Annotated in this window: 18 protein-coding genes; 9 read left to right on the top strand and 9 right to left on the bottom strand. The window is 47.0% G+C overall.

Annotation, left to right across the window (positions count from 1 at the left end):
* Window positions 1-672 precede the first annotated feature (672 nt).
* Both VNK96_01100 and VNK96_01095 read left to right on the top strand, forming a co-directional pair.
* Window positions 673-972 (top strand): hypothetical protein, encoded by a 300-nt coding sequence (locus VNK96_01100; GenBank protein ID HWP30313.1) that lies wholly within the window; start codon window positions 673-675, stop codon window positions 970-972.
* A gap of 63 nt (window positions 973-1035) precedes the next feature.
* Window positions 1036-2040 (top strand): isocitrate/isopropylmalate family dehydrogenase, encoded by a 1005-nt coding sequence (locus VNK96_01095; protein HWP30312.1) that lies wholly within the window; start codon window positions 1036-1038, stop codon window positions 2038-2040.
* A 73-nt stretch (window positions 2041-2113) separates the two neighbouring features.
* Here VNK96_01095 and nuoF read toward each other — a convergent pair whose 3' ends face one another.
* Entirely contained in the window at window positions 2114-3439 is a 1326-nt protein-coding gene (gene nuoF / locus VNK96_01090; protein ID HWP30311.1) for an NADH-quinone oxidoreductase subunit NuoF, read from the bottom strand.
* Between the two features lie 40 nt (window positions 3440-3479).
* Here nuoF and hslU point away from each other — a divergent pair, with 40 nt between their 5' ends.
* The 3 genes from hslU (at window position 3480) to VNK96_01075 (ending at window position 9159) form a co-directional block, all read left to right on the top strand.
* Window positions 3480-4928 carry an ATP-dependent protease ATPase subunit HslU gene (hslU, locus tag VNK96_01085; protein HWP30310.1) on the top strand — a complete coding sequence of 483 codons (1449 nt, stop codon included), beginning with the start codon at window positions 3480-3482 and terminating at the stop codon, window positions 4926-4928.
* A gap of 284 nt (window positions 4929-5212) precedes the next feature.
* The gene (locus VNK96_01080; GenBank protein HWP30309.1) at window positions 5213-6748 is read left to right on the top strand and encodes a hydantoinase B/oxoprolinase family protein; all 1536 of its coding nucleotides are present in this window, start codon (window positions 5213-5215) and stop codon (window positions 6746-6748) included.
* Between the two features lie 131 nt (window positions 6749-6879).
* The gene (locus tag VNK96_01075; protein ID HWP30308.1) at window positions 6880-9159 is read left to right on the top strand and encodes a DNA gyrase subunit B; all 2280 of its coding nucleotides are present in this window, start codon (window positions 6880-6882) and stop codon (window positions 9157-9159) included.
* A gap of 191 nt (window positions 9160-9350) precedes the next feature.
* On the opposite strand, the gene VNK96_01070 is transcribed toward VNK96_01075, so the two are convergent.
* From VNK96_01070 to VNK96_01050, 5 genes are all read right to left on the bottom strand, one after another.
* Window positions 9351-9971 carry an NAD(P)H-dependent oxidoreductase subunit E gene (locus tag VNK96_01070; GenBank protein HWP30307.1) on the bottom strand — a complete coding sequence of 207 codons (621 nt, stop codon included), beginning with the start codon at window positions 9969-9971 and terminating at the stop codon, window positions 9351-9353.
* Window positions 9972-9978: 7 nt separating this feature from the next.
* The gene (nuoD, locus tag VNK96_01065) at window positions 9979-11196 is read right to left on the bottom strand and encodes an NADH dehydrogenase (quinone) subunit D (protein ID HWP30306.1); all 1218 of its coding nucleotides are present in this window, start codon (window positions 11194-11196) and stop codon (window positions 9979-9981) included.
* Window positions 11197-11198: 2 nt separating this feature from the next.
* Window positions 11199-11801, bottom strand: a complete 603-nt coding sequence (locus tag VNK96_01060) for an NADH-quinone oxidoreductase subunit C (GenBank protein ID HWP30305.1) — start codon at window positions 11799-11801, stop codon at window positions 11199-11201.
* Between the two features lies 1 nt (window position 11802).
* Entirely contained in the window at window positions 11803-12297 is a 495-nt protein-coding gene (locus VNK96_01055; GenBank protein HWP30304.1) for an NADH-quinone oxidoreductase subunit A, read from the bottom strand.
* Window positions 12298-12376: 79 nt separating this feature from the next.
* Window positions 12377-12853 carry a DinB family protein gene (locus VNK96_01050; protein HWP30303.1) on the bottom strand — a complete coding sequence of 159 codons (477 nt, stop codon included), beginning with the start codon at window positions 12851-12853 and terminating at the stop codon, window positions 12377-12379.
* Between the two features lie 61 nt (window positions 12854-12914).
* Here VNK96_01050 and VNK96_01045 point away from each other — a divergent pair, with 61 nt between their 5' ends.
* Window positions 12915-13544, top strand: coding sequence for a hypothetical protein (locus VNK96_01045; protein ID HWP30302.1), 630 nt, complete (start codon window positions 12915-12917; stop codon window positions 13542-13544).
* Between the two features lie 465 nt (window positions 13545-14009).
* Window positions 14010-14795 carry a FliA/WhiG family RNA polymerase sigma factor gene (locus tag VNK96_01040; GenBank protein HWP30301.1) on the top strand — a complete coding sequence of 262 codons (786 nt, stop codon included), beginning with the start codon at window positions 14010-14012 and terminating at the stop codon, window positions 14793-14795.
* On the opposite strand, the gene VNK96_01035 is transcribed toward VNK96_01040, so the two are convergent.
* Window positions 14780-15166, bottom strand: coding sequence for a hypothetical protein (locus VNK96_01035; GenBank protein HWP30300.1), 387 nt, complete (start codon window positions 15164-15166; stop codon window positions 14780-14782). The two genes, VNK96_01040 and VNK96_01035, sit on opposite strands and share 16 nt — an antisense overlap.
* A gap of 18 nt (window positions 15167-15184) precedes the next feature.
* Here VNK96_01035 and VNK96_01030 point away from each other — a divergent pair, with 18 nt between their 5' ends.
* Complete coding sequence (locus VNK96_01030) at window positions 15185-16240, top strand: SurA N-terminal domain-containing protein (GenBank protein ID HWP30299.1); 1056 nt, start codon at window positions 15185-15187, stop codon at window positions 16238-16240.
* A gap of 175 nt (window positions 16241-16415) precedes the next feature.
* Here the strand turns inward: VNK96_01030 and VNK96_01025 are convergent, their stop codons facing one another.
* Both VNK96_01025 and VNK96_01020 read right to left on the bottom strand, forming a co-directional pair.
* The gene (locus VNK96_01025; protein ID HWP30298.1) at window positions 16416-16730 is read right to left on the bottom strand and encodes a hypothetical protein; all 315 of its coding nucleotides are present in this window, start codon (window positions 16728-16730) and stop codon (window positions 16416-16418) included.
* Window positions 16731-16742: 12 nt separating this feature from the next.
* Complete coding sequence (locus VNK96_01020; GenBank protein ID HWP30297.1) at window positions 16743-18818, bottom strand: S9 family peptidase; 2076 nt, start codon at window positions 18816-18818, stop codon at window positions 16743-16745.
* A gap of 19 nt (window positions 18819-18837) precedes the next feature.
* Here VNK96_01020 and VNK96_01015 point away from each other — a divergent pair, with 19 nt between their 5' ends.
* Window positions 18838-19824, top strand: a complete 987-nt coding sequence (locus VNK96_01015; protein ID HWP30296.1) for a DUF3187 family protein — start codon at window positions 18838-18840, stop codon at window positions 19822-19824.
* Window positions 19825-20016: the final 192 nt, after the last annotated feature.

Below are 20016 nucleotides of genomic sequence, written 5' to 3'. Positions count from 1 at the left end.
TTCAAGGCTGCGATCGCCGTTTTCCAGGCCGAGAATCTCGCGATCTTCGCGTTTTTTTAGAGAATTCCGTTCTTTCGCGGGTCGTTTTTCCGCGAAATGAGAGCGGAATTTTTGTTCTCTACTTATCAGATGCCGAATTGTCCCACTGTGTTTCCGAGTATATGTGCGGGTTGTACTCATTTGTAAGGAGTCAGCTCTACCTAGGTCCTTCCCCCGAAGCAACCTTTGACCCTCGAAATCTGGTTCGAGCCGTTTTCTTGCGGCTACTTCGTTTCCACCGAACTCAGATAGATTCGCTAAATGAAGCATGACGTTGTCTTGGTTTCCCTCCAGCGGGATAAACCTCTCTATCCAAGAATCGGCAAAAATCATGGCTGCCTGTACTGTTTCCCTTACTTGCCAGACAGGGAAGAGGTTTTGGTGTGTGGGTGTAGTCAACCAATAACGTAAAGCATCCATGCTTTAGTTCCAGACGTTCGAACTACCGCAGTTGTGGCAGGGGAGGATATTTCCGAAGGTTTAGAAATTCGATAATTCCCGAGCAAAGTGTTGAAACGGACATACAAAAAAAGCCCGAATTTGACTTTCGAACGCTGAGTTTCGTATAATCCTTTTTGCCCTGGAGGGAAATCTTAGCCTTGGCGAAAGTTGTCGAGGCATAACGAAAAAAATATGTTTCAACTTGTCGGAGTAGATGTCTATTTGCAAAGTGAGAAAATTCCCGATGCGCCACTTGAACATGGCACTTTGAAATTAGTTTTTATTTCGAATCGAGGCATGCGGGTTTTTCCAGGTCCGCCTCCTGAAACGGAGATGACCGATTTAATGCAGTGTCGTTATGAAGGGGAAAATGTTAGCGATGCAGACATCGAGGCGCTTCTTCAAACACTCGCACGCAATAACTTCAAGTGGGTGAAAGCGCAAAAGTTATTCGCAAAGGAAGGAGAAAAATTATACAGCCAGCCCTATTAGAGAACTGAACTCCTTTCGAAATAAGATTTGCTTTGCAATTATGAAAAGAATTAGAAACGAACGATGAAACACGATGTATGCGTAATTCGAGGTGACGGCATCGGTCCGGAAATCACCGATGCGGTGATGAAAATCCTCGAAGCGGCAAAGGTAGACATCCATTGGATTCCTTTGGATGCAGGTTTGAAATGCGTCGAAGCGGGAGAGCCGATCATCCCCGACAGAACGATAGAAAAGATCAAAGAGGTGGGGGTCGCATTGAAAGCGCCGATGACGACTCCGATTGGTAAAGGCTCGGTGAGTCCGAATGTAACGCTACGAAAAAAATTGGATTTATATGCTTGCGTTCGCCCTGCGAGAGCGTTGCCGGGAATCCAAACTCCTTTCGAGGGTCTCGATATCGTAATCTTTCGTGAGAATACGGAAGACCTTTATGCGCAAATCGAATACATGGTTACCCCCACCGTCGCCGCCGGCGTGAAATTAATCAGTGAATCAGCGACGGAGCGAATTACGCGTGCCGCCTTCGAATTCGCGCGAAAAAATCGAAGGCGCGCTGTTACATGCGTTCACAAGGCGAATATCCAAAAAATTGCGGATGGACTTTTCTTACGTACGTTTCAAAGAGTCGCCAAAGATTATCCGGACATCGAGAGTTACGACATCATCGTAGATGCGCTTTGCATGCAATTGGTTACGAAATGGAGAAACTACGATGTGTTAGTTTTACCGAATATGTACGGCGACATCGTGAGCGATTTGGCTGCGGGAATGATGGGGGGGCTAGGAGTGGCTCCCGGTGCGAACTACGGAAAGGATTGCGCCGTTTTCGAAGCCGTGCACGGCTCCGCTCCTAAATACGCAGGATTAGATAAAGTGAATCCCACCGCTTTACTCCTGAGTGCAACTTTGATGCTAAGGTATTTGGGCGAAGAAGAGGCTGCGGATAGAATCGAAAAGGCAGTCGAGAGGACTTTGGTGAAGGGAATTAAAACATACGATTTGTTGGGCAATGCGAAAACGAGCGAATTCGCAGCAGCTGTGTGCGAGGAATTGAAAAGAAGTTAGAAAACTCACGACATGCCGCACAACACGAAGCTATAAAGTCTGTTTAGGTCCTTATCTCAGTAAGCGTACTTTTTCATCTTAACTTAATCAGTGCTTCCGGCAGCATGAAACGGCTCTCCGGAGTATCCACGATACTTCTTCCGTGCTCGATGTAATATTCGAACTCTTCCCGAAAGGCTTTCAAAGCGCCTTGCACAGGCCATGCGGCGGCATCTCCTAAGGCACAAAGAGAGCGCCCGTCAATTTGCCGACAAATGTCTTCCAATAACTGGATGTCCTCTTTACGTCCCCCCCCTTCTCGAATTCGCTCGAAAACTTGCACCAGCCAGCTCGTCCCTTCCCGGCATGGCGTACATTTACCGCAAGATTCCCGAGCGTAAAACAAACACGTTCTCCAAATGAATGTAACGATACACGTATGTTCGTTGAGAAAAATACAACCCCCTGAACCGACCATCGTCCCCACCTCGTTCAATTCCTCGTATCCGATGATTGCCTTTTCACAAGTCTCGGCATTGATCATCGGCACGGAAGAGCCGCCAGGAATGCATGCCTTCAATTTTCCTCCTTTCATCCCCCCCGCCAATTCGAGCAATTCCATAAGGGGCATACCGAATTCGATTTCGTAATTCCCGGGTTTGTTCACATGCCCAGAAACGCTGAAAATCTTCGTCCCTCTCGAATTTTTCGTGGATGCTCCCATCGTCGCATACCAATCCCCCCCGTTTTCGATGATGAAGGGAGTGGTAGCAAACGTTTCCACATTGTTGATCAGCGTGGGGCAATCCCAAAGCCCTGCAATCGTCGGCAAAGGAACATGAGGAAATTTAAGCCTCGGCATCCCTCTTTCGCCCATAAGACTGCTCATCATCGCACTCTCTTCGCCGACCTCGTAAGAACCCGCGCCCATGTGAACGAAAATGTCGTAATCCCATCCAGAACCTAAAATGTTTTTCCCTAAAAATCCTTTTTCATAGGCTTCGTCTACTGCTTTACGAATCGCTTTCCCAGCGTCAACGAACTCTCCGCGAATGTAGATGTAACCGGCGTCGGCTTGAGTCGCATATCCGCCGAGAATCATCCCCTCGATGACGAGATGCGGTGTGTTTTCCATGAGTTCTTTGTCTTTGAATGTTCCCGGCTCACCTTCGTCCGCATTGCAGAGAACGTAATGCGGTTTCGTTTTTTCTTTCGGAAGTCCGTTCCATTTAATCCAAGTGGGAAATCCTGCACCTCCTCTTCCTCGAAGCCCGCTTTTTTTGACTTCGTCTATAACGGCTTGGCGTTCCATACCGAGCGCCTTTTTCAAGGCTCTATATCCACCTTTCGCAATATAACCTTCGATGCTTCGATAGGAAGGGTCGCCAGAATGCTCTAAAAGAAGTCTTTTTTCCGGCATAACGGAAGTTATTATACACGCAAGGTAAAATAAAAAAGTTATGGAAATACCAATCGAAAATCTGACTCCACGACAAATCGTCGCACAGTTAAACAACTATATCGTGGGTCAGGAAGAAGCAAAACGCGCAGTCGCAATCGCATTAAGGAATCGTTATCGCAGACAAAAACTTCCGAAAGAACAGCGTGAAGACATCATTCCGAAAAATATTCTCATGATTGGACCGACGGGAGTGGGGAAGACAGAAATTGCAAGACGCTTAGCGCAACTCGCTCGTGCGCCTTTCATCAAAGTAGAAGCGACGAAATTCACAGAGGTCGGCTATGTCGGAAGAGATGTGGACAGCATCATTCGCGATTTGGTGAACGTTTCGATGCGATTGGTCGAAAACGAAAAAATCGAGGAAGTGCGTCCAGTTGCGGAAAAACGCGCGATAGACAGAATCGTGGACCTATTAGTAAAACCTCCTCGAGAATTCGAAACGACGACTCGTACGGAAGATAGTTTTCGCCAAGCGTTCGAACGCGTGATAGGTGCAACTATTTCTCAGCCTCCCCCCCCTCCTGCAGAAGAAGAACCGCACTACGAGGAACGCACTCATGCGGCATACGAAAGGCAAAAGCGAAAAGTTCGTGAGCAAATCGAATCCGGCGCTCGGGACGATGAACTCGTGGAAATCGAAGTCGAAGAAGCCCATACGCCTTTTATGCAAGTGTTCACGCCTCAAGGCATGGAGGAAATGGGTTTCGATTTATCAGCACAATTAGCGAACGCATTCGGAAGACAAACTACCTTTCGAAGAGTTCCTGTTGCTGAGGCAAAAGTAATTCTAACAGAAGAAGAAGCGCGAAAAATGATTGACCGCTCTGCGTTGACTCGCGATGCAATTCAACGCGCAGAACAAACTGGAATTGTTTTCTTAGACGAGATTGACAAAATCGCAGGAAGAGAAAGCACAGTAGGACCGGATGTGTCTCGAGAAGGTGTACAAAGAGATTTGCTTCCCATCATCGAAGGCTCTACTGTGGTTACGAAATACGGACCTGTAAGAACCGACCATATTTTGTTCATTTGCGCAGGAGCGTTCAACGTGAGCAAGCCGAGCGATTTAATTCCTGAATTACAGGGTCGTCTTCCCATACGAGTGGAGTTGACCGATTTGGGAGAACAGGATTTGCGCAGAATTCTTACCGAGCCGAAAAATGCTCTCACGAAGCAATATGCTCAACTTCTCGCTGCCGATGGTGTATTCATCGAGTTTCAAGAAGATGCGATTGACGAAATCGCGCACATGGCGCATGAAGTAAATCTACGAACGGAAAACATCGGCGCTCGACGTCTGCATACGGTAATGGAAAAATTGTTGGAAGATATTCTCTTCGAAGCCCCGGATACAGAGACAAAACGAATAGTTATCGATGCCGAGTGGGTACATCGGAAACTTTCCGATTTGGTGAAGGATACGGATTTATCGAAATATATTTTATAGTCTGTAGGAGCGCCGTAAGGCGCGAGTTTTTTCTAGTAGCTCTGTAGGGGGCGCCGTAAGGCTTGATTTTTTTCTAGTAGCTCTGTGGGGGCGCTGTAAGGCGCGATTCCCCAATTTCAAAAAATTTTCGCGGCTTACCCCGCTCCTACATTTTGATATGATTGGTCGCGGCTTACGCCGCTCCTACGGAATGTGAGAAGGGAACGAACCGAAGAGCGAGAACGCGAGTACAATCCTGTTATTAAATTACATGAGTACAATCCTGTTATCACAATAAAAGATAAATGCAAAATCGTTCTTTCGATCCGATTCGAGTTGCGCTTTACACGGAAATCTTGAGCAGCATCGCAGAGGAAATGGGTGTCGCTTTAGAGCGCACTTCTTCATCGCCGAATATCAAAGAGCGACGAGATTATTCTTGTGCTTTATTCGATAAAAGCGGGCGAATGATTGCACAAGCCGCGCATATCCCCGTCCATCTTGGGGCGATGGAAACCCTTATGAAAAAATGGCTCATAGACGGGCCGCCTCTCGAAGAGGGAAAAATGTATATTACCAACGACCCGTTTTTTGCGGGCACGCATCTTCCCGATATCTCGGTGATTGCCCCAGTATTTCTCGATGGGAAAACGATAGGATTCGTCGCGTCTCGGGCACATCATGCCGATATCGGGGGGGCTGCGCCGGGAAGTTTCGCCCCTGTGCAAAACGTTCACGAAGAGGGCTTTCTTATTGCTCCCTCGGAATTGAACGAAGAAATCATCGAACGTGTTCTCGAAAGAACGCGCAATCCCGATGAACGGTTAGGAGATCTGCAAGCGCAACGAGCGTCCATTCACGTCGGAATACATCGTTTCAAGGAAATCGCGAAACGCTATGGAGAGCGCTTGGATGAATATGTAGAAGAATGTCTCGAATACGCTCATTCGCTCACTCGGCGAACCTTAGCGCAAATCCCCAATGGAGTTTATGAAGCGGAGGATGTTTTAGAAGACGTGCCGAAGCCTGGGCAATTCGTAAAAATCGCGCTTCGTGTAATCACCGAAGGCGACAAAATTATTTTCGATTTCACAGGAACAGGCCCTCAGCAGGATATCGGAATCAACGCGACTGAGGCTGTAACGAAATCTGCTTGTTATTACGTCGTACGTTGTTTAGTCCCCGATGCCCCGACGAACGGAGGATGCTGGGGGGGCATCACGGTGATTACCGAACCCAGGACATTGGTCAATGCGCAGTATCCCGCTCCGGTAGTCGCAGGAAATACGGAGACGAGTCAGCGAATCGTGGATGTGTGTTTACAGGCTTTATCGAAAGCATTGCCCGACGTAATCCCGGCGTGCAGTCAAGGCACGATGAACAATCTCGCACTCGGAACAGAAAAATGGACGTATTACGAAACGATTGCGGGTGGCGCTGGAGGAGGTCCTCGCCGCCGAGGTGCAAGTGCAATTCACACGCATATGACGAATACGAGAAACACGCCGATAGAGGCATTGGAAGTCGAATTCCCGCTACAAGCGATGCGATATGCCATCAGAAGTAGTTCGGGTGGTAAGGGGAAAATGCCAGGTGGAGACGGCGTCGTTCGAGAAATCCGGGTTTTGGAGGAGGGAGTCATTCTCAGCCTGATGACGGATAGAAGGGTCGTCTCTCCCCCTGGTTTCGCGGGGGGTGAAGGGGGAAAGCCAGGCAGAAACGTCCTAATCAGGCAGGGGAAAGAGGAGTCTTTGCCCTCTAAAGGTGCATGGATTTTAAACGCCGGCGATACCATCCGAATCGAGACTCCGGGAGGCGGCGGATTCGGAAGTAAATCGTAGCGAATTCGGGCTTTATCATGAAGTTTTTTAGTGCCTTTTCATGAGGTATTAATAAGGGTTTCGACAAGGTTTATAGGGTATAATTTTTACAAGGATATTTATCGACCCACGGAGGGTGAAAATAAGAACATATGGCGAAAACGAAGCAAGCAAAATTAAAGGCCAAGCAGACGAAAATAAAACCTAAACCCAAACCGAAATCTAAGACTCCATCAGCAAAGACATCGAAACCAGTACTCGGCAACCGCCAAACGAAACAGGTTGCAAAAAAAGTTTCAGCATCCAAACCAACCTCGAAAGTATCCATAGAAAAACCGACGCAACCCTCTTTACAATTAGAGGATAAGAAATTAGAGGATAAACGCGTCGCATCCGGAGAGGCGAAAACACAACCGACTCGAGCAACCCGACTTCAAGAAAAGCCTCTCCCCCCCTCGGATACGATCGCTGTTCGGGTGGAATCGGAATACACTGCAGAAAACATCCAAGTTTTGGAAGGCTTGGAGGCGGTACGGCAGAGACCTGCCATGTACATCGGTGACACGAGCGTACGCGGTCTCCACCATCTTTTCAACGAAGTTTTAGACAACTCGATAGACGAGGCACTCGCGGGGCATTGCGACCGCATCGTTTGCATCCTCCATAAGGACAATTCGTTGACCGTCAAGGATAATGGGAGAGGTATCCCGACGGAGATACATGAAAAATACGGGGTCTCTGCACTGCAAATCGTAATGTGCACCTTGCATGCAGGTGCGAAATTCGGGGGGGGTGGCTACCACGTTTCAGGAGGCTTGCACGGTGTCGGTGTCTCCTGCGTAAATGCGCTTTCCGAATGGTGCGAAGTTACTGTAGAACGGAACGGAAAGATTTATTATCAGAAATATCGTCGAGGAGTCCCCGAAGAGCCTGTGAAAGTCATCGGGACTTCGAAACGCACCGGCACGACCACGCATTGGTATCCAGACCCGGAGATCTTCGGCGAAATTAAATACGATCCGCGTATTTTCAAAAGCAGAATTCGAGAACTCGCCTATTTGAATCCGAATGTAACCATTGAGTTCATCAACGAACAGAATCCAGAAGATAACGAAGTTTTCCATTACAAAAAAGGAATCCAAGCGTTAGTCGAAGATTTGAATGCGGCGAGCGAAGTCTTGCATAAAGTGATTTATTTCAAGCGAGTGCGTGAAGACCTCGAGTGTGAAGTCGCCCTTCAGTACAACACAGGTTATCGTGACACTATCTTGACCTTCGCTAATAACATAAATACAGTCGAAGGGGGAACGCACGCTACAGGCGCGAAAACTGCTTTGACTCGTGTTATCAATCAGTATGCGCGAAAAATGGGACTCCTTAAAGAAAAAGACCCCAACTTTTTGGGCGAAGATGTGCGCGGTGGATTGACGATGGTCGTCGCAGTGAAACTTCTGCGACCTCAATTCGAAGGTCAAACGAAAACGAAATTAGGAAACAGCGAAGTGGAAGGAATCGTGAACTCGATTGTGAATGAAGGACTTTCGGAGTTTTTCGATGAAAATCCTTCCGTAGCGAGAAAAATCATCGAGAAAGCAATTCAAGAGCAGCGCGTTCGAGAGGCGGCTCGTAAAGCTGCAGAAGCGGTGCGACGTAGCAGTGCCCTCGAGAGTTATGGACTCGCCGCAAAACTCGCCGATTGTACGGATAAAAACCCCGAAAACACGGAGTTGTTCATCGTAGAAGGAGATTCTGCGGGGGGGTCAGCGAAGAATGCGCGCGATAGACGTTTTCAAGCCGTTCTTCCCATTCGAGGAAAGATTCTCAATGTCGAACGTGCGCGACCCGATAAAGCGCTCGACAACGAAGAAGTCAAAGCGCTGATTTCTTCGATTGGCACGGGAATAGATTACATAGTGAGCCGTAATGGTGAAGAAGGCGAGGAAAATGGTGTTTCTTCTTTCGATATTACTAAACTTCGTTATGGCAAGATCGTCATCCTCTCCGATGCGGATGTAGATGGCGAGCACATTCGAACACTTTTGTTGACGTTCTTCTTCCGTTACATGCGTCCGCTGCTTCAAGCAGGTCGCGTATATTTCGTGAAATTGCCGCTTTTTTCCATCAAGGCGGGAAAAGACGAGCGTTATTATGCGAGTGACGAAGCGGAAAGAGACGAGATTCTGAAAAAAATAAAGAAAAAAGACGTGAAAATCACCCGCTTCAAAGGTCTCGGCGAAATGCAACCGGAAGAACTCGAAGAAACCGCGATGAACAAAAACACGAGAGTGCTTTTGAGAATCACTCTCGACCCGGACGATTTAACCGAATCCGAAACTATCTTTTCGCATTTGATGGGAGATAAGGTCGATCAGCGCCGCGCCTTCATCGAGCGCCACGCGAAAGAAGCAACCGACGTAGACTGGCATTATTAATCTTCTTTGTAAAAACGTTCGTAAAGGATAAATGTAGGAGCGCCGTAAGGCGCGATTCTTAGACTACATTATAAAAGATTTCCTTTTCAATCACAATCTTGTTATATCGCAATCTTGTAGGAGCGCCGTGAGGCGCGATATCGTTATCGAGAGTTTTATGCAAGAGATTAATTCTTTTGGCAAGAATTAATCTATGAACCCGATACCTCGTTCTTCCTAAAATGTAAAGAGACCAAAGTATCCGCGAGCTCGATTACTGTAGACTCCTCTTTCGCTTTCAAATCTTCGATGAGTTTATCGATTGCGTCTTTATCTACAGGTCCGTAATATTCCGTTCCTACTTGAAGCACTGGTGCTCTATCGCATGCGTCCAAACACTCTACTTCTTCTAACGTGAATAAGCCATCGGGTGTGGTATCCCCCCAATCTATTCCTAATTTCTCTTTGAGATAATCTGCAATTCGATAGGCTCCGCATACGGCACAAGTTAAACATGTGCATACTTCTATCAGATGTTTTCCCAGTTTATGACCGACGTGATACATCGTATAGAAAGTCGCTACCCCTTCGATTTCTGCGTAACTTCGATTGAGTCGGAATGCGACCTCTGCTATCGCTTCGGGGGGGAGAAATCCGCCATATTCTCTCTGCGCAATCCAAAGTGCCGGCAATATCGCAGCCTTTTTCTCGGGATAATGCGTGATGATTGTTTCTAATTCCTTTATCGCTTTTTCCGAAAAATGAAGCGTCAGTTCTTCAGGCTTCGGCGGTTTCGCTCTTTCCGATTTCGATAAGGAGTGTACAGTTCGCATAATTCTTTTACCTGTCGATTTCCCCTAATACGATGTCTATGCTTCCGATGGCCGTGACGACATCCGCAATCAGCCCTCCGATGCACATCGGTTTCAGCGCTTGCAAGTTCATAAAACAACTCGGTCTTACGTGAAAACGATAAGGGCGATTGCTCCCGTCGCTCACGACATAAAATCCCAGTTCGCCTTTCGGTCCCTCCACTGCCGCGTAAGCCTCCCCCACCGGCGGATGAAATCCTTCCGTCCATAACTTGAAATGGTGGATGAGTGACTCCATCGAAGTGTCCAATTCCGGTCGGGGGGGCGGAACGACTTTACGGTCCTTGCTATTATAGTCTCCTGATGGCAAACCATCTATGGCTTGCTCCAAAATTCTCTGTGATTGACGCATTTCTGCTAAACGCACTAAGAAACGATCATACGCGTCGCCGTTTTTCCCTACGGGTATCTCGAAATCGTATTTTTCGTATCCGGAATAAGGATTCGACTTTCGAATATCCCATGGAATACCGCTTCCTCGCAATATCGGTCCCGAAAGTCCTAAAGCCAGGCATTGATCAGCCGACAACACCCCGATTCCCTGCGTTCTTTCTATCCAAATCGGATTTTCTACTAATAATCCTTCGATTTCATCCAGAGCCGGAGGAAACTCTTTGAAAAATTGTCGCAGTTTTTCTTCGAAACCATCGGGCATATCCCCTCTTAGCCCCCCCGGTACTATCCAAGACGGCATCATCCTCACTCCCGAAAACATTTCGAACATATCGAGAATCTTTTCTCGCTCTCGAAAACACCAGAAGAAAGGAGTCATCGCTCCTAAATCGAGTGCATGTGTCCCCAACCAAACGAGGTGGCTCGCTATGCGGCTGAGTTCACAAAGAATGACGCGCAACGCTTGTCCACGGGGGGGGACTTCGATATCTAAAAGCTTTTCTACTGCTAAAGTGAAAGCGAGATTGTTGCTGTTCGCCGCAAGGTAATCCATGCGATCCGTCATCGTAACGCATTTCAAATAAGATTGATACTCTCCCTCTTTCTCCATTCCTGTGTGCAAATATCCGATTTGGCATTCGAGGTTGACGATGGTTTCACCTTCGAGTTCCAGCACCACACGAAGCACGCCATGCGTGCTCGGGTGTTGTGGACCCATGTTCAAAATAAGTGTGCTCCCCCCCACTTTTTCGAAGTGGGTTTCTGTTGTCGGCATGTAAGGTTGTTCCGACATAACTATCTTCCGCTTACATCCTCCGAACCAGTTTTGCCTTCGAAACTTTCTCCGGCATGAGGCATAGACAAATCCTCTACAGCCGGACCTTTTTCTCCTTGTGCGAAATCTACGTCTTCACCACCCAAAGGAAATTCCTTGCGAAGAGGAAAACCGACCCAATCATCCGGCAACAAAAACCTTTCGAGTTTGGGATGTCCTTCGAATACGACACCATAAAGGTCCCAGATTTCTCTTTCGGGAAATTCCGCTCCGGGGAAAATAGGAATCAGCGATGGCACGGGTATTCCATCGTCAGCACCGACTTTTAGAAAAATGCGAGAGTGATATTTCAAAGAAAACAAATTGTAAATTACTTCGAAACGCTCCGGAAGATCACGTTCGTGTTTCCAAGCGGAATAGTCAACGCATGTGCATTCTGAAAAGAATTTATATTCCAACTCGGGAGAGTCTCTTAAAAATTGAACCACATCATGAAGAAGTTCTCTTTTTATGCAAATCCAAGTATCTCCTCGGAACTCTTTTACTTTTAGGATTGCATCGGGAAATGCTTCACGAATGAGAACGACTTCTAAACGTTCGCCGTTCAAAATAGGAACCGGCATTTTAAATCGCCTTCCCCACAGGGATTTCTACTTTCTCGTGTTCTTTCGGATAAACCATTTCGTCTTCTTCGAGAGGCGTTTCGGCGATTGCGCCTAACTTTTCTGGATGTAATGTTACGGCTTCCTCCCATTTCAATGCGCCAGAACGCAGTACATAAGCATCGCCTAAAAACCAAAGGAACATATAAAGCAAAACTGCCCAAAAACTGTATGTAGCGGCGGGATCTCCGCTTTTTACCCAGTCCAAAAAAACTGTCATCCACGACCAAAGAAACACCACTTCGATGTCGAAAAGAATAAATAACATCGCCGTAAGATAAAACTTGATAGGAAAGCGCTGTCTTGCAGTTCCCTCTGGCATCACTCCGCATTCGTAAGGCGCTTCTTTGTATGGCAATGATTTTTTAGGACCTAAAAGAGTCGACAGGAGCACCATCATTGCGCAGAGAAGACCCCCTACGATGAGAAGAATGACGATGCCGACGTATGGGTTCATTTTCTTTCAATAAGGCAAATGAGGCTTGTGAATTTTATCACGAAATCCGATGAGCTGATGGATGCCTGCAAAATAACTCTCACCAAGTATCTACGACTTTAGAAGCCTCGAGCATCTCTTGGAGTTGGTCGAGATGGTAAAGGTCGTGACAAACGAGCGTGTGTGCGATGTCTTCGATGGTCAGTGTTCCTCGCTCGGGATGTTCGACCGTTTTTTCCCAATCCTCCTTAGAGATGCTTTTGAGGAAATCAATCGTTTTCTTTCGCTCCTCTTCCCATGCTTTTATTTGTTCGAGAGGATTCTTCGAGGCATAGTCCCCTTGAATAGCCCTTTCACCTTCGTCATAAGCCTCGATAGCACTTCCAGGGGAATCTAAAGCGGTCTTCATTCGTTCCCGAAAAATCGGTTCCCAGTCTGCCAAATGAGCAATCACTTCTCGCATACTGAACCGTTTTGGATCGGGACGAATGTCGTAAGCGCCTTGACGAAACTCCTCGAAAAGCCTCGCAATGCTTTTTTGCGTGGCTTCGAGTCCTATCAACAGGTAAGGGTTCATTGCTATTTTAGATCTCGCTATTTTAGAATACGTACTTTGCCATAATCAGTAGCGAGTTTTTATGGACATTTACGATGCTTGGAACGCCTCCTTAGAGGATATCAAACGTAGAGTTACCGGTGTTAGTGTTTGGACTGCCCTTAACAACGCCATTCCCATCGTACTCGAAGATGACACTTTCGTTTTGGGATTCTTACCCAAAGACCTGGACTTGATAGGCTATTTGAAAGTACCGGGAACGATCCGAATCATGGAGGAAGAGTTAGGACGCCGCCTCGGGAAAAAGATTAAAGTTCATCTTCTCGAGGGGGCGACAATCAATGATTGGGAATCATACAAACGGCGTCAGCAAGAAGCCGAAAAAATACGAAAAAAGGATTTAGAACGGGCGAAGCGCGAGCAGGAGGCTGCGCGCAGTTGGGACGATGTATATGAACAACTCAGCCGTGAATACGCAGCCGTCCCGAATAAATCATTGCCCCAACAAAAGGCTCGACTGTTGGATGCATTGGTAGACGTAGTCGCTCAAGCGCTCGATGGAAGAGAACTCGACGAGAGTGGAGAAAGAAACTTGGGTCGATGCGTCGAGCGTGTCGCTCAATATTGTGATGTCCCGAGCACGATTGTGGCAAAGATGGTTTTAGAGCGAACCGAAAGCAAAAGCACCGTGCACGATCCTAGCGAAAAGTAAAAGTCCACTAAGCTTGCGCTTGTCTATGCTTAGCTCAAGGTAGTTCACTGCAAGGTAGGAGCGCCGTAAGGCGCGATTTTAAGGAATAAAAATCTTTAAGACTCGACTCTAAAGAAACCCCCCGAAATCCCGAAACCTATACTAGGGTCAATGGGCTACTCCCAAAGAGAACCCGCCTGAGGGGCCTTCGTCTTCGAAAGGGTGACTTGGTTTTGATGGAGAAACTAATAGGGCTAGTTTGCGCTTTGATGGCGCTGACAGCGTCCATATTGGCTCGAGCAGAGCCATGGAGCACAATCTTGCGCGCATCTATGGCCTTCGTCATTGGCTCACTTCTCACACAAGTATGGTATGCCTTCTTTGTTAGCAAGGTAATCTCACAAAAGCATCAGGTAGATCCCCCGGAATTTCAGGGAGAAAGTACAAAGGACCGGAAAGCAGCTTAAACCGGGATGAGAGGATGATATGACAAATTTGACCCGAGAACAATTAGGAAGATTGTGGAAAGCATATAAAGAAAATGGCGATTTAGAAGCACGAAACCAAATTATTCAAAACTTCGCCCACCTCGTAAAAATCACTACTGGAAGAGTCGTCACCTCCACCCCCAACGGCATAGACCGAGAAGACCTCATCAGTGCAGGAATGATAGGCCTTATAAAGGCAGTTGATCAATTCGACCCCAATCGAGACGTCAAATTCGAAACCTATGCCATCGCCCTGATACGAGGTGCTGTCTTAGAAATGTTACGAGGGGAAGATTGGGTGCCTCGCTCCGTTCGCGAGAAAATACGCGCTTTGCAAAGAACAATAATGGATTACGAAGCAAAAAACGGCAAACCACCTTCCGATGAACAAATCGCCGATCTTATGGGATTGACCCAAGACGAACTCCAAATTCTCTATCAACAAGAAGCGCGCTCAGGTCTCCTCTCCCTCGACGACATCTTCACAGGAACGGACGCGGAGGAGCATCTCCACTTCGCTGAACTAATCATCGACGAAAATTCCGCACCGGATGCAGAAGCCGAAGGCAGAGAGGCTCGCAGAATCCTCGCTAAAGGAATCGATAAACTTCCGGAAAGAGAACGCCTCGTGATTGCACTCTACTATTACGAAGGTCTAACCTTCAAAGAAATTGGCCAAGTCCTGGGGGTCTCTGAAAGCAGGGTTTATCAACTTCATACACAAGCCATGTTGCGAATTCGCACTTATATGCAAACACAAGGTGGGATCTACGCAACCCCGTAAACACTCGAACCTCTGAAATGAATCCCGACATCGAGCGAGTCCAGCAATACCTTGCAATAAGTCAAAAGGTTTCCGCTCCCGAAAAACAGCACGAAAAGCGAAAACCCAAAAAACAAAATCAACACCAATCTTTTGAAGAAGTGCCTTCTTTGGAAGAGGAGCAATCCTTCGACTCCGATTTCGGAACTACCACGGATTCTGATAATCACCTCGATATAACGACGTAAAAAAAACTGCATCATCCTGCCTGTAGGAGCGCCGTAAGGCGCGATTTTTTCTATAACAGGGCTTTGAAGGGAGCAATCCAGGGGGTCAGGACTGTTTAAATGAACGCTTGCCTCGATGGAGAGTAGGTATTCTAACTCATGCATTTGGAGAATCGAACGACTATGAATCGCTATATCTTTTTTTTGCCTTCTTTGTTCTTTTTGTCAATTTTAGGTTGTGGTGGTGGCTCGGACAAACCCGTTGCCGAATTCAACAACAGCCCGATCACCGAAGCCCAGTACCTCAAGAGGCTGGAAACACTCCCGAACGTATATGTAGTCATACGGGGTCAAAGGGTGCTCGCCCCTGTCGCTGAGCCTTTGAGTGCCCAGGCTCTCCGTTCCCTCATGCAAGAGGAAACGCTTCTCCAAGTCGCAAAAGACCAGGGGGTGATGCCGACCCAAGCAGATGTGGATAAGGAAATCCAATTCAACGAACAACTTCAGTCCAATTGGCTCAATAATCTCAAAGAGCAAGGATTCACTCTGGACGATATCAGGAGATTAGTGTTAGTAGAACTTGCCAGGGAGAGGTTGGTTACAAGAGGTGTCCCCGAAAAAACACTCGCCGACGTAGATAAGTACGTCAAAGAAAACCCCGAGCAGTTCATCCAGCCTGCGACTGTCAAGTTCCGATGGATCGTAGTCGAAAAGGGAATGGAAAAGAAAGTAGATGATGCATTGGGGAAAGGTCTCACTTTCGGTGCTGTAGCGAGCGAATTCAGCATCGTCCCCGATGCGAAATTGTCGAACGGTTCTTTCCCGGCGACCTCCCAAGAACCTCGGCCTGTTCCGATAGATCGTTTAAGCCCGCCTTTGCGAAAAGCCGCGGAGAGCACTCCGGAGAGAAAGATCAGCGGTTGGTTCGACTATCAAGGAAAACGCGCGAAGATCTATGTGGAATCGAAGACCCCTGCGCAGAAAATGACGCTGACCTCAGCGATGAAAGAGAAGATTAAGCGCCAGTTGATGATACAAGACGGTATCGGAAACGAACTCGATAGACTCCTTTTGCAGAAAATCATCGAAGCAGAAATTAAAGTTTTCCCTCCCTATTTGCGAAGAACATGGGAATCGTATCGTGAGCAACTTAAAGATGCTGCTACCGAGATGTTAGGTTCTGCTCCTGAAAAGAAAGCGGACGAAGTGGGGACCACCCCTTCGACAAAAGCGAAATAGGAATGTAAAAGCGCTTCAGGTGCAGCGATACCTTTGTTCTTTTTCGACAAAAGCCGAATGAAAATGATTTGTAGGAGCGCCGTAAGGCGCGATAAAAACTTAGTGAGTTTCGAGCCTATGGAGTAATCAATTCTTTAGGTAATCACAAATAAGTTCGTACAAACAACAATTTGTATTACTTTATTTGAAATTTCTGTAAGGTTTCTGCAAGTCGGACTGCTTCTTCAGGTGTAATTTCGCCTGTTTGAATAAACGGCTTCAACTTTTCTTCCACGTCGTGGAAATCTGGTGAGCATATTTCCAACAAAGGCGGGTTATCAGTGTCTAATGCCCATAATGTGATGCGAAAGCCGTCTCTTTTTTTACAAAAATCCTTCATCTTGATTCCAGTTTCCACTAAATCCGGAATTGACGTGTAAACTCCGGTCACTTCGCTCCGGCCTTCTTTGTCGAGTTGCTCCGTTACCCAATAGATTCTTCGGAAGCGCATAAGCAGTTATTTTTACCCTTGACCGCTCTTGCTCTGCTGACCTTTCAAATATTTTCCCCACCATTCGAGGATTTGTTTCAACCGATGCATGCGAAGGTCGGGCGGACCGCTCCTACTCATGCCATGACTCGTGGTCGAAGGATAGCGCACGAATCGAGAGGGAACACCCAAAACTTGCAATGCGCTGAAAACCTGTTCCGCTTGTTCGATATTGCACCGCAGGTCTCCTTCGCTGTGAATAATAAGCGTCGGAGTTTTTACATTTTTGAAATAAGCAATAGGGCTTTGATTCCAAAGCGATTCTGGTCTATCCCATGGCGCTCCTTTGAAGTAAGTGTCGGGGACGTCGGGGAAATCGCTCGAGCCAGCCATGCTGATCATATTCGAAACGCATCGGTCGGTGATAGCAGCTGCAAATTGATTCGTATGCCCAATGACCCAATTCGTCATGTAGCCTCCATAACTCCCTCCCATGACTCCCATTTTTTTCGTATTGACATAGGGTTGTTTCGTCATGAATTGGATGACAGCTTGGATGTCTTCCCAATCTTTTACTCCCCATTCGCCTTTTATCGCGTTGCAATGCTTTTCTCCATATCCTTTGCTTCCGCGTGGGTTGCTGAAAAAGACCGTGTAGCCGTTTGCAGCCAACAATTGAAACTCGTGGAAGAAAACGGTTCCGTATTGCGCATGAGGTCCACCATGGATTTCGAGGACGGCGGGCGTTTTTTCGTTCGGTTTCGCTTTGGGGGGGCGCATCACCCATACTTGTACTTTGGTATCGTCTGTCGAAAGGACCCAGTAGGATTTCGGTTTGGAAAGTTCTAATTCTTCGAAAAGTTCTTTGTTGAAATGAGTGACTTTTTTTAGCGAGAGTTCTTTGGATGTTAGTCTTCCTGCGTGCACTTCGGGGAGTTCCAGGAAATTAGAGCGTAGTAAGGCGAAACGCTCCCCATCCTTATTGATATTTCCGAGCATATGTTCCGCCTCGCCTTTCGTGATGAAATAAATTTCCTTTCCTGAAATGGGTATTCCTGCGATATGGGATTCTCCATGCCAACCGATTTGCGCATAAATGATTTTTCCATCGGGTGACCATGAGAAGTTCGCATCGAATGCGGCTTCGCGTGCATCGCTTAGAGTTATTGCCTGCATGCAATAATCCGTATGGGACGTCAAGTTTTTAGTTTTTCCGCTTGCGATAGCCATAACGAAAAGATGAACGTTCCTCGCCTCCCAAACTTCTTTACGTCCTTCTCGACCTACGAAAGCGACGGATTTTCCATCCGGTGAAAATTTAACCGAGCCTTTATTCCCGTCTTTTTGATTGGGGATTTCGCGCAGTTTTTTCGTAGCGACATCGAGAAGATAAATCCTGTCGTTCCAAGGATGCAGAAATGCCTTTTTATCCGTGTTCGCGCTAATCGCGATCCATTTAGAATCCGGAGACCAATCGAAATCGAAGAATCCGAAGAAATCTTTATCGAAAACTTTTTCGTGTTTGCCCGTTTCCGCATCTACGAGATAAAGCGCGTATCTCTGGCTGTTGAAATATCCATCTCCGTCCAAACGATACCAAATGGTGTCAATGACACGGGGGGGTATCGAAAGACCTTTATTTTCTCGTTCTTTCTTTGCTTCCGTCGTCCATTCCGGGTCCTGTTCTCGAAAACTCACAGCGAGTTTTTTGCCGTCCGGAGACCATTTGAAACCGCCGATTTTTCCTTCCGGGAATTTCGTTAGAGCAATCGCCTCTCCTCCGTTTGCTGGCATAACGTGAATTTGACTTTTGGGCTGTTCTCTGCCGCTGATGAAGGCGATTTTTTTCCCGTCCGGTGACCAGCGACCCGAACCGTCCTTTCCTCCGCTCGTGAATTGCCTTAGGCCCTCACCATCGAAACCGACTACCCATAAATTGGTGATGGAATCGTTTTTTTCGCCGATATGTTTCTTGGTGAAGAGTATCCAACGTCCATCGGGAGAAATCTGGGGGTCGCTCACGAGTTGGAATTTCAGCAAATCTTCAGCGGTAATAAGACGCTTCTTTCGAACCTCAGATCGGCTTTTTGTCTTTTGCTCACGTCGCATAACAGAGTTTTACCACGAAATGCTTTATTTTTGTAAGACGATTCGCTTTTTGTGTTTTCTTGCTTTGTTTTCGATGTTGGTAAGTGGTTTCGGGCAATCACCGATTGGAACTCGCAATCACCGCGCGCTGTCGTTGCTCTTTTATCGTTTTCTTCCCGCAAAAAATTCTCTGAAGGCAGGGGAAGAAGAGTGGAGTTTTTCCTACACGAACGCAAACGATTTTCGAATCGTTATGGAGAACGATAAAACGAAACTCATCGAGAACTACGAAATCAGCCGCTTCGTCACGGAGTATCGAAAAGCGATTGGCAAACGAAGTGAAATCTTCGTCGAGATCCCACTCGTTTTTCGTGGGAGTGGGTTTATGGATTCCGTGATTCGATGGTGGCATGATGCGATAATCGGTTGGGATGGCGACCCGAGAATTGGATTTTCCGATGGAGAAACGAGGGTTTTTTTAGAGGGAGAGTACGACGTAAGGAGTGGTGAAGGAGTCGGAGACATCGCAGTGGGATATCGTTACGATGTATCGGATTCTCTGGTCCTCCGTTCCGCGTTAGAGATACCGACAGGAAATCCTACGGAACTGTTGGGAAGTGGGAATTTCGATTTCGGTTTAGCGATAGATGCGAAGTTCGAATTGTTTCCCCGGATGACTTTGTTGGGGCAGTTCGCTTTGATTCATCAAGGCAGAGGGGGGGAAGTTTACGAGGCAGAGCCATTCGCTCGTCAAGAACTCGTCGCCTTGGTGTACAAAGCAGGTCCGACAACAGAATGGGTTTTGCAATGGTCTCGTGAAAGTTCACCTACGAGGACTGGAATCGAAGGAATAGACGAACCCCATCGGTTGTTGACGTTCGGTTATCGAAGATACTATTCAAATGGCACTTGGATGGAGATATTTATGAGCGAGAATGGCGATTTTTTATATAGCACTTTGCCGAGGATCCTCGGAATAGGTCCGGATGTAACTTTCGGTTTGCGCTATGGAGGAATAAAGAATTAATCCTATTCTTTTTTCGTAAAGTGCGAATAAAAAGCGTGCTTATCTCGTTACATTCTTTTATTACGGTATCCTCGTTCCCAAACTCTGTTTGGGAACGCAAATCGTTTATTAAACTCCTACCTCATTTTGCTTTGCTCACATTCAATTCCCTTTGCGAAGTGGGAAAATTTCGACTTTTTTCTTGGGTTTTCC

The organism is Fimbriimonadales bacterium, assembly GCA_035559795.1.
Classification (GTDB): domain Bacteria; phylum Armatimonadota; class Fimbriimonadia; order Fimbriimonadales; family ATM1; genus DATMAR01.
The sequence above is the reverse complement of the archived record's forward strand: the minus strand, read 5'-3'. Positions and strand labels throughout refer to the sequence as shown.

Coding starts and splice junctions, on each gene's coding strand:
- VNK96_01020 (HWP30297.1), bottom strand. CDS start 18,818: ATGCGACGTGAGCAAAAGACAAAAAGCCGATCTGAGGTTCGAAAGAAG.
- hslU (HWP30310.1), top strand. CDS start 3,480: ATGGAAATACCAATCGAAAATCTGACTCCACGACAAATCGTCGCACAG.
- nuoD (HWP30306.1), bottom strand. CDS start 11,196: ATGTCGGAACAACCTTACATGCCGACAACAGAAACCCACTTCGAAAAA.
- VNK96_01050 (HWP30303.1), bottom strand. CDS start 12,853: ATGAACCCTTACCTGTTGATAGGACTCGAAGCCACGCAAAAAAGCATT.
- VNK96_01015 (HWP30296.1), top strand. CDS start 18,838: ATGCTTTATTTTTGTAAGACGATTCGCTTTTTGTGTTTTCTTGCTTTG.
- VNK96_01040 (HWP30301.1), top strand. CDS start 14,010: ATGACAAATTTGACCCGAGAACAATTAGGAAGATTGTGGAAAGCATAT.
- VNK96_01095 (HWP30312.1), top strand. CDS start 1,036: ATGAAACACGATGTATGCGTAATTCGAGGTGACGGCATCGGTCCGGAA.
- VNK96_01045 (HWP30302.1), top strand. CDS start 12,915: ATGGACATTTACGATGCTTGGAACGCCTCCTTAGAGGATATCAAACGT.
- VNK96_01025 (HWP30298.1), bottom strand. CDS start 16,730: ATGCGCTTCCGAAGAATCTATTGGGTAACGGAGCAACTCGACAAAGAA.
- VNK96_01030 (HWP30299.1), top strand. CDS start 15,185: ATGAATCGCTATATCTTTTTTTTGCCTTCTTTGTTCTTTTTGTCAATT.
- VNK96_01075 (HWP30308.1), top strand. CDS start 6,880: ATGGCGAAAACGAAGCAAGCAAAATTAAAGGCCAAGCAGACGAAAATA.
- VNK96_01055 (HWP30304.1), bottom strand. CDS start 12,297: ATGAACCCATACGTCGGCATCGTCATTCTTCTCATCGTAGGGGGTCTT.
- VNK96_01035 (HWP30300.1), bottom strand. CDS start 15,166: ATGCATGAGTTAGAATACCTACTCTCCATCGAGGCAAGCGTTCATTTA.
- VNK96_01080 (HWP30309.1), top strand. CDS start 5,213: ATGCAAAATCGTTCTTTCGATCCGATTCGAGTTGCGCTTTACACGGAA.
- VNK96_01060 (HWP30305.1), bottom strand. CDS start 11,801: ATGCCGGTTCCTATTTTGAACGGCGAACGTTTAGAAGTCGTTCTCATT.
- nuoF (HWP30311.1), bottom strand. CDS start 3,439: ATGCCGGAAAAAAGACTTCTTTTAGAGCATTCTGGCGACCCTTCCTAT.
- VNK96_01070 (HWP30307.1), bottom strand. CDS start 9,971: ATGCGAACTGTACACTCCTTATCGAAATCGGAAAGAGCGAAACCGCCG.
- VNK96_01100 (HWP30313.1), top strand. CDS start 673: ATGTTTCAACTTGTCGGAGTAGATGTCTATTTGCAAAGTGAGAAAATT.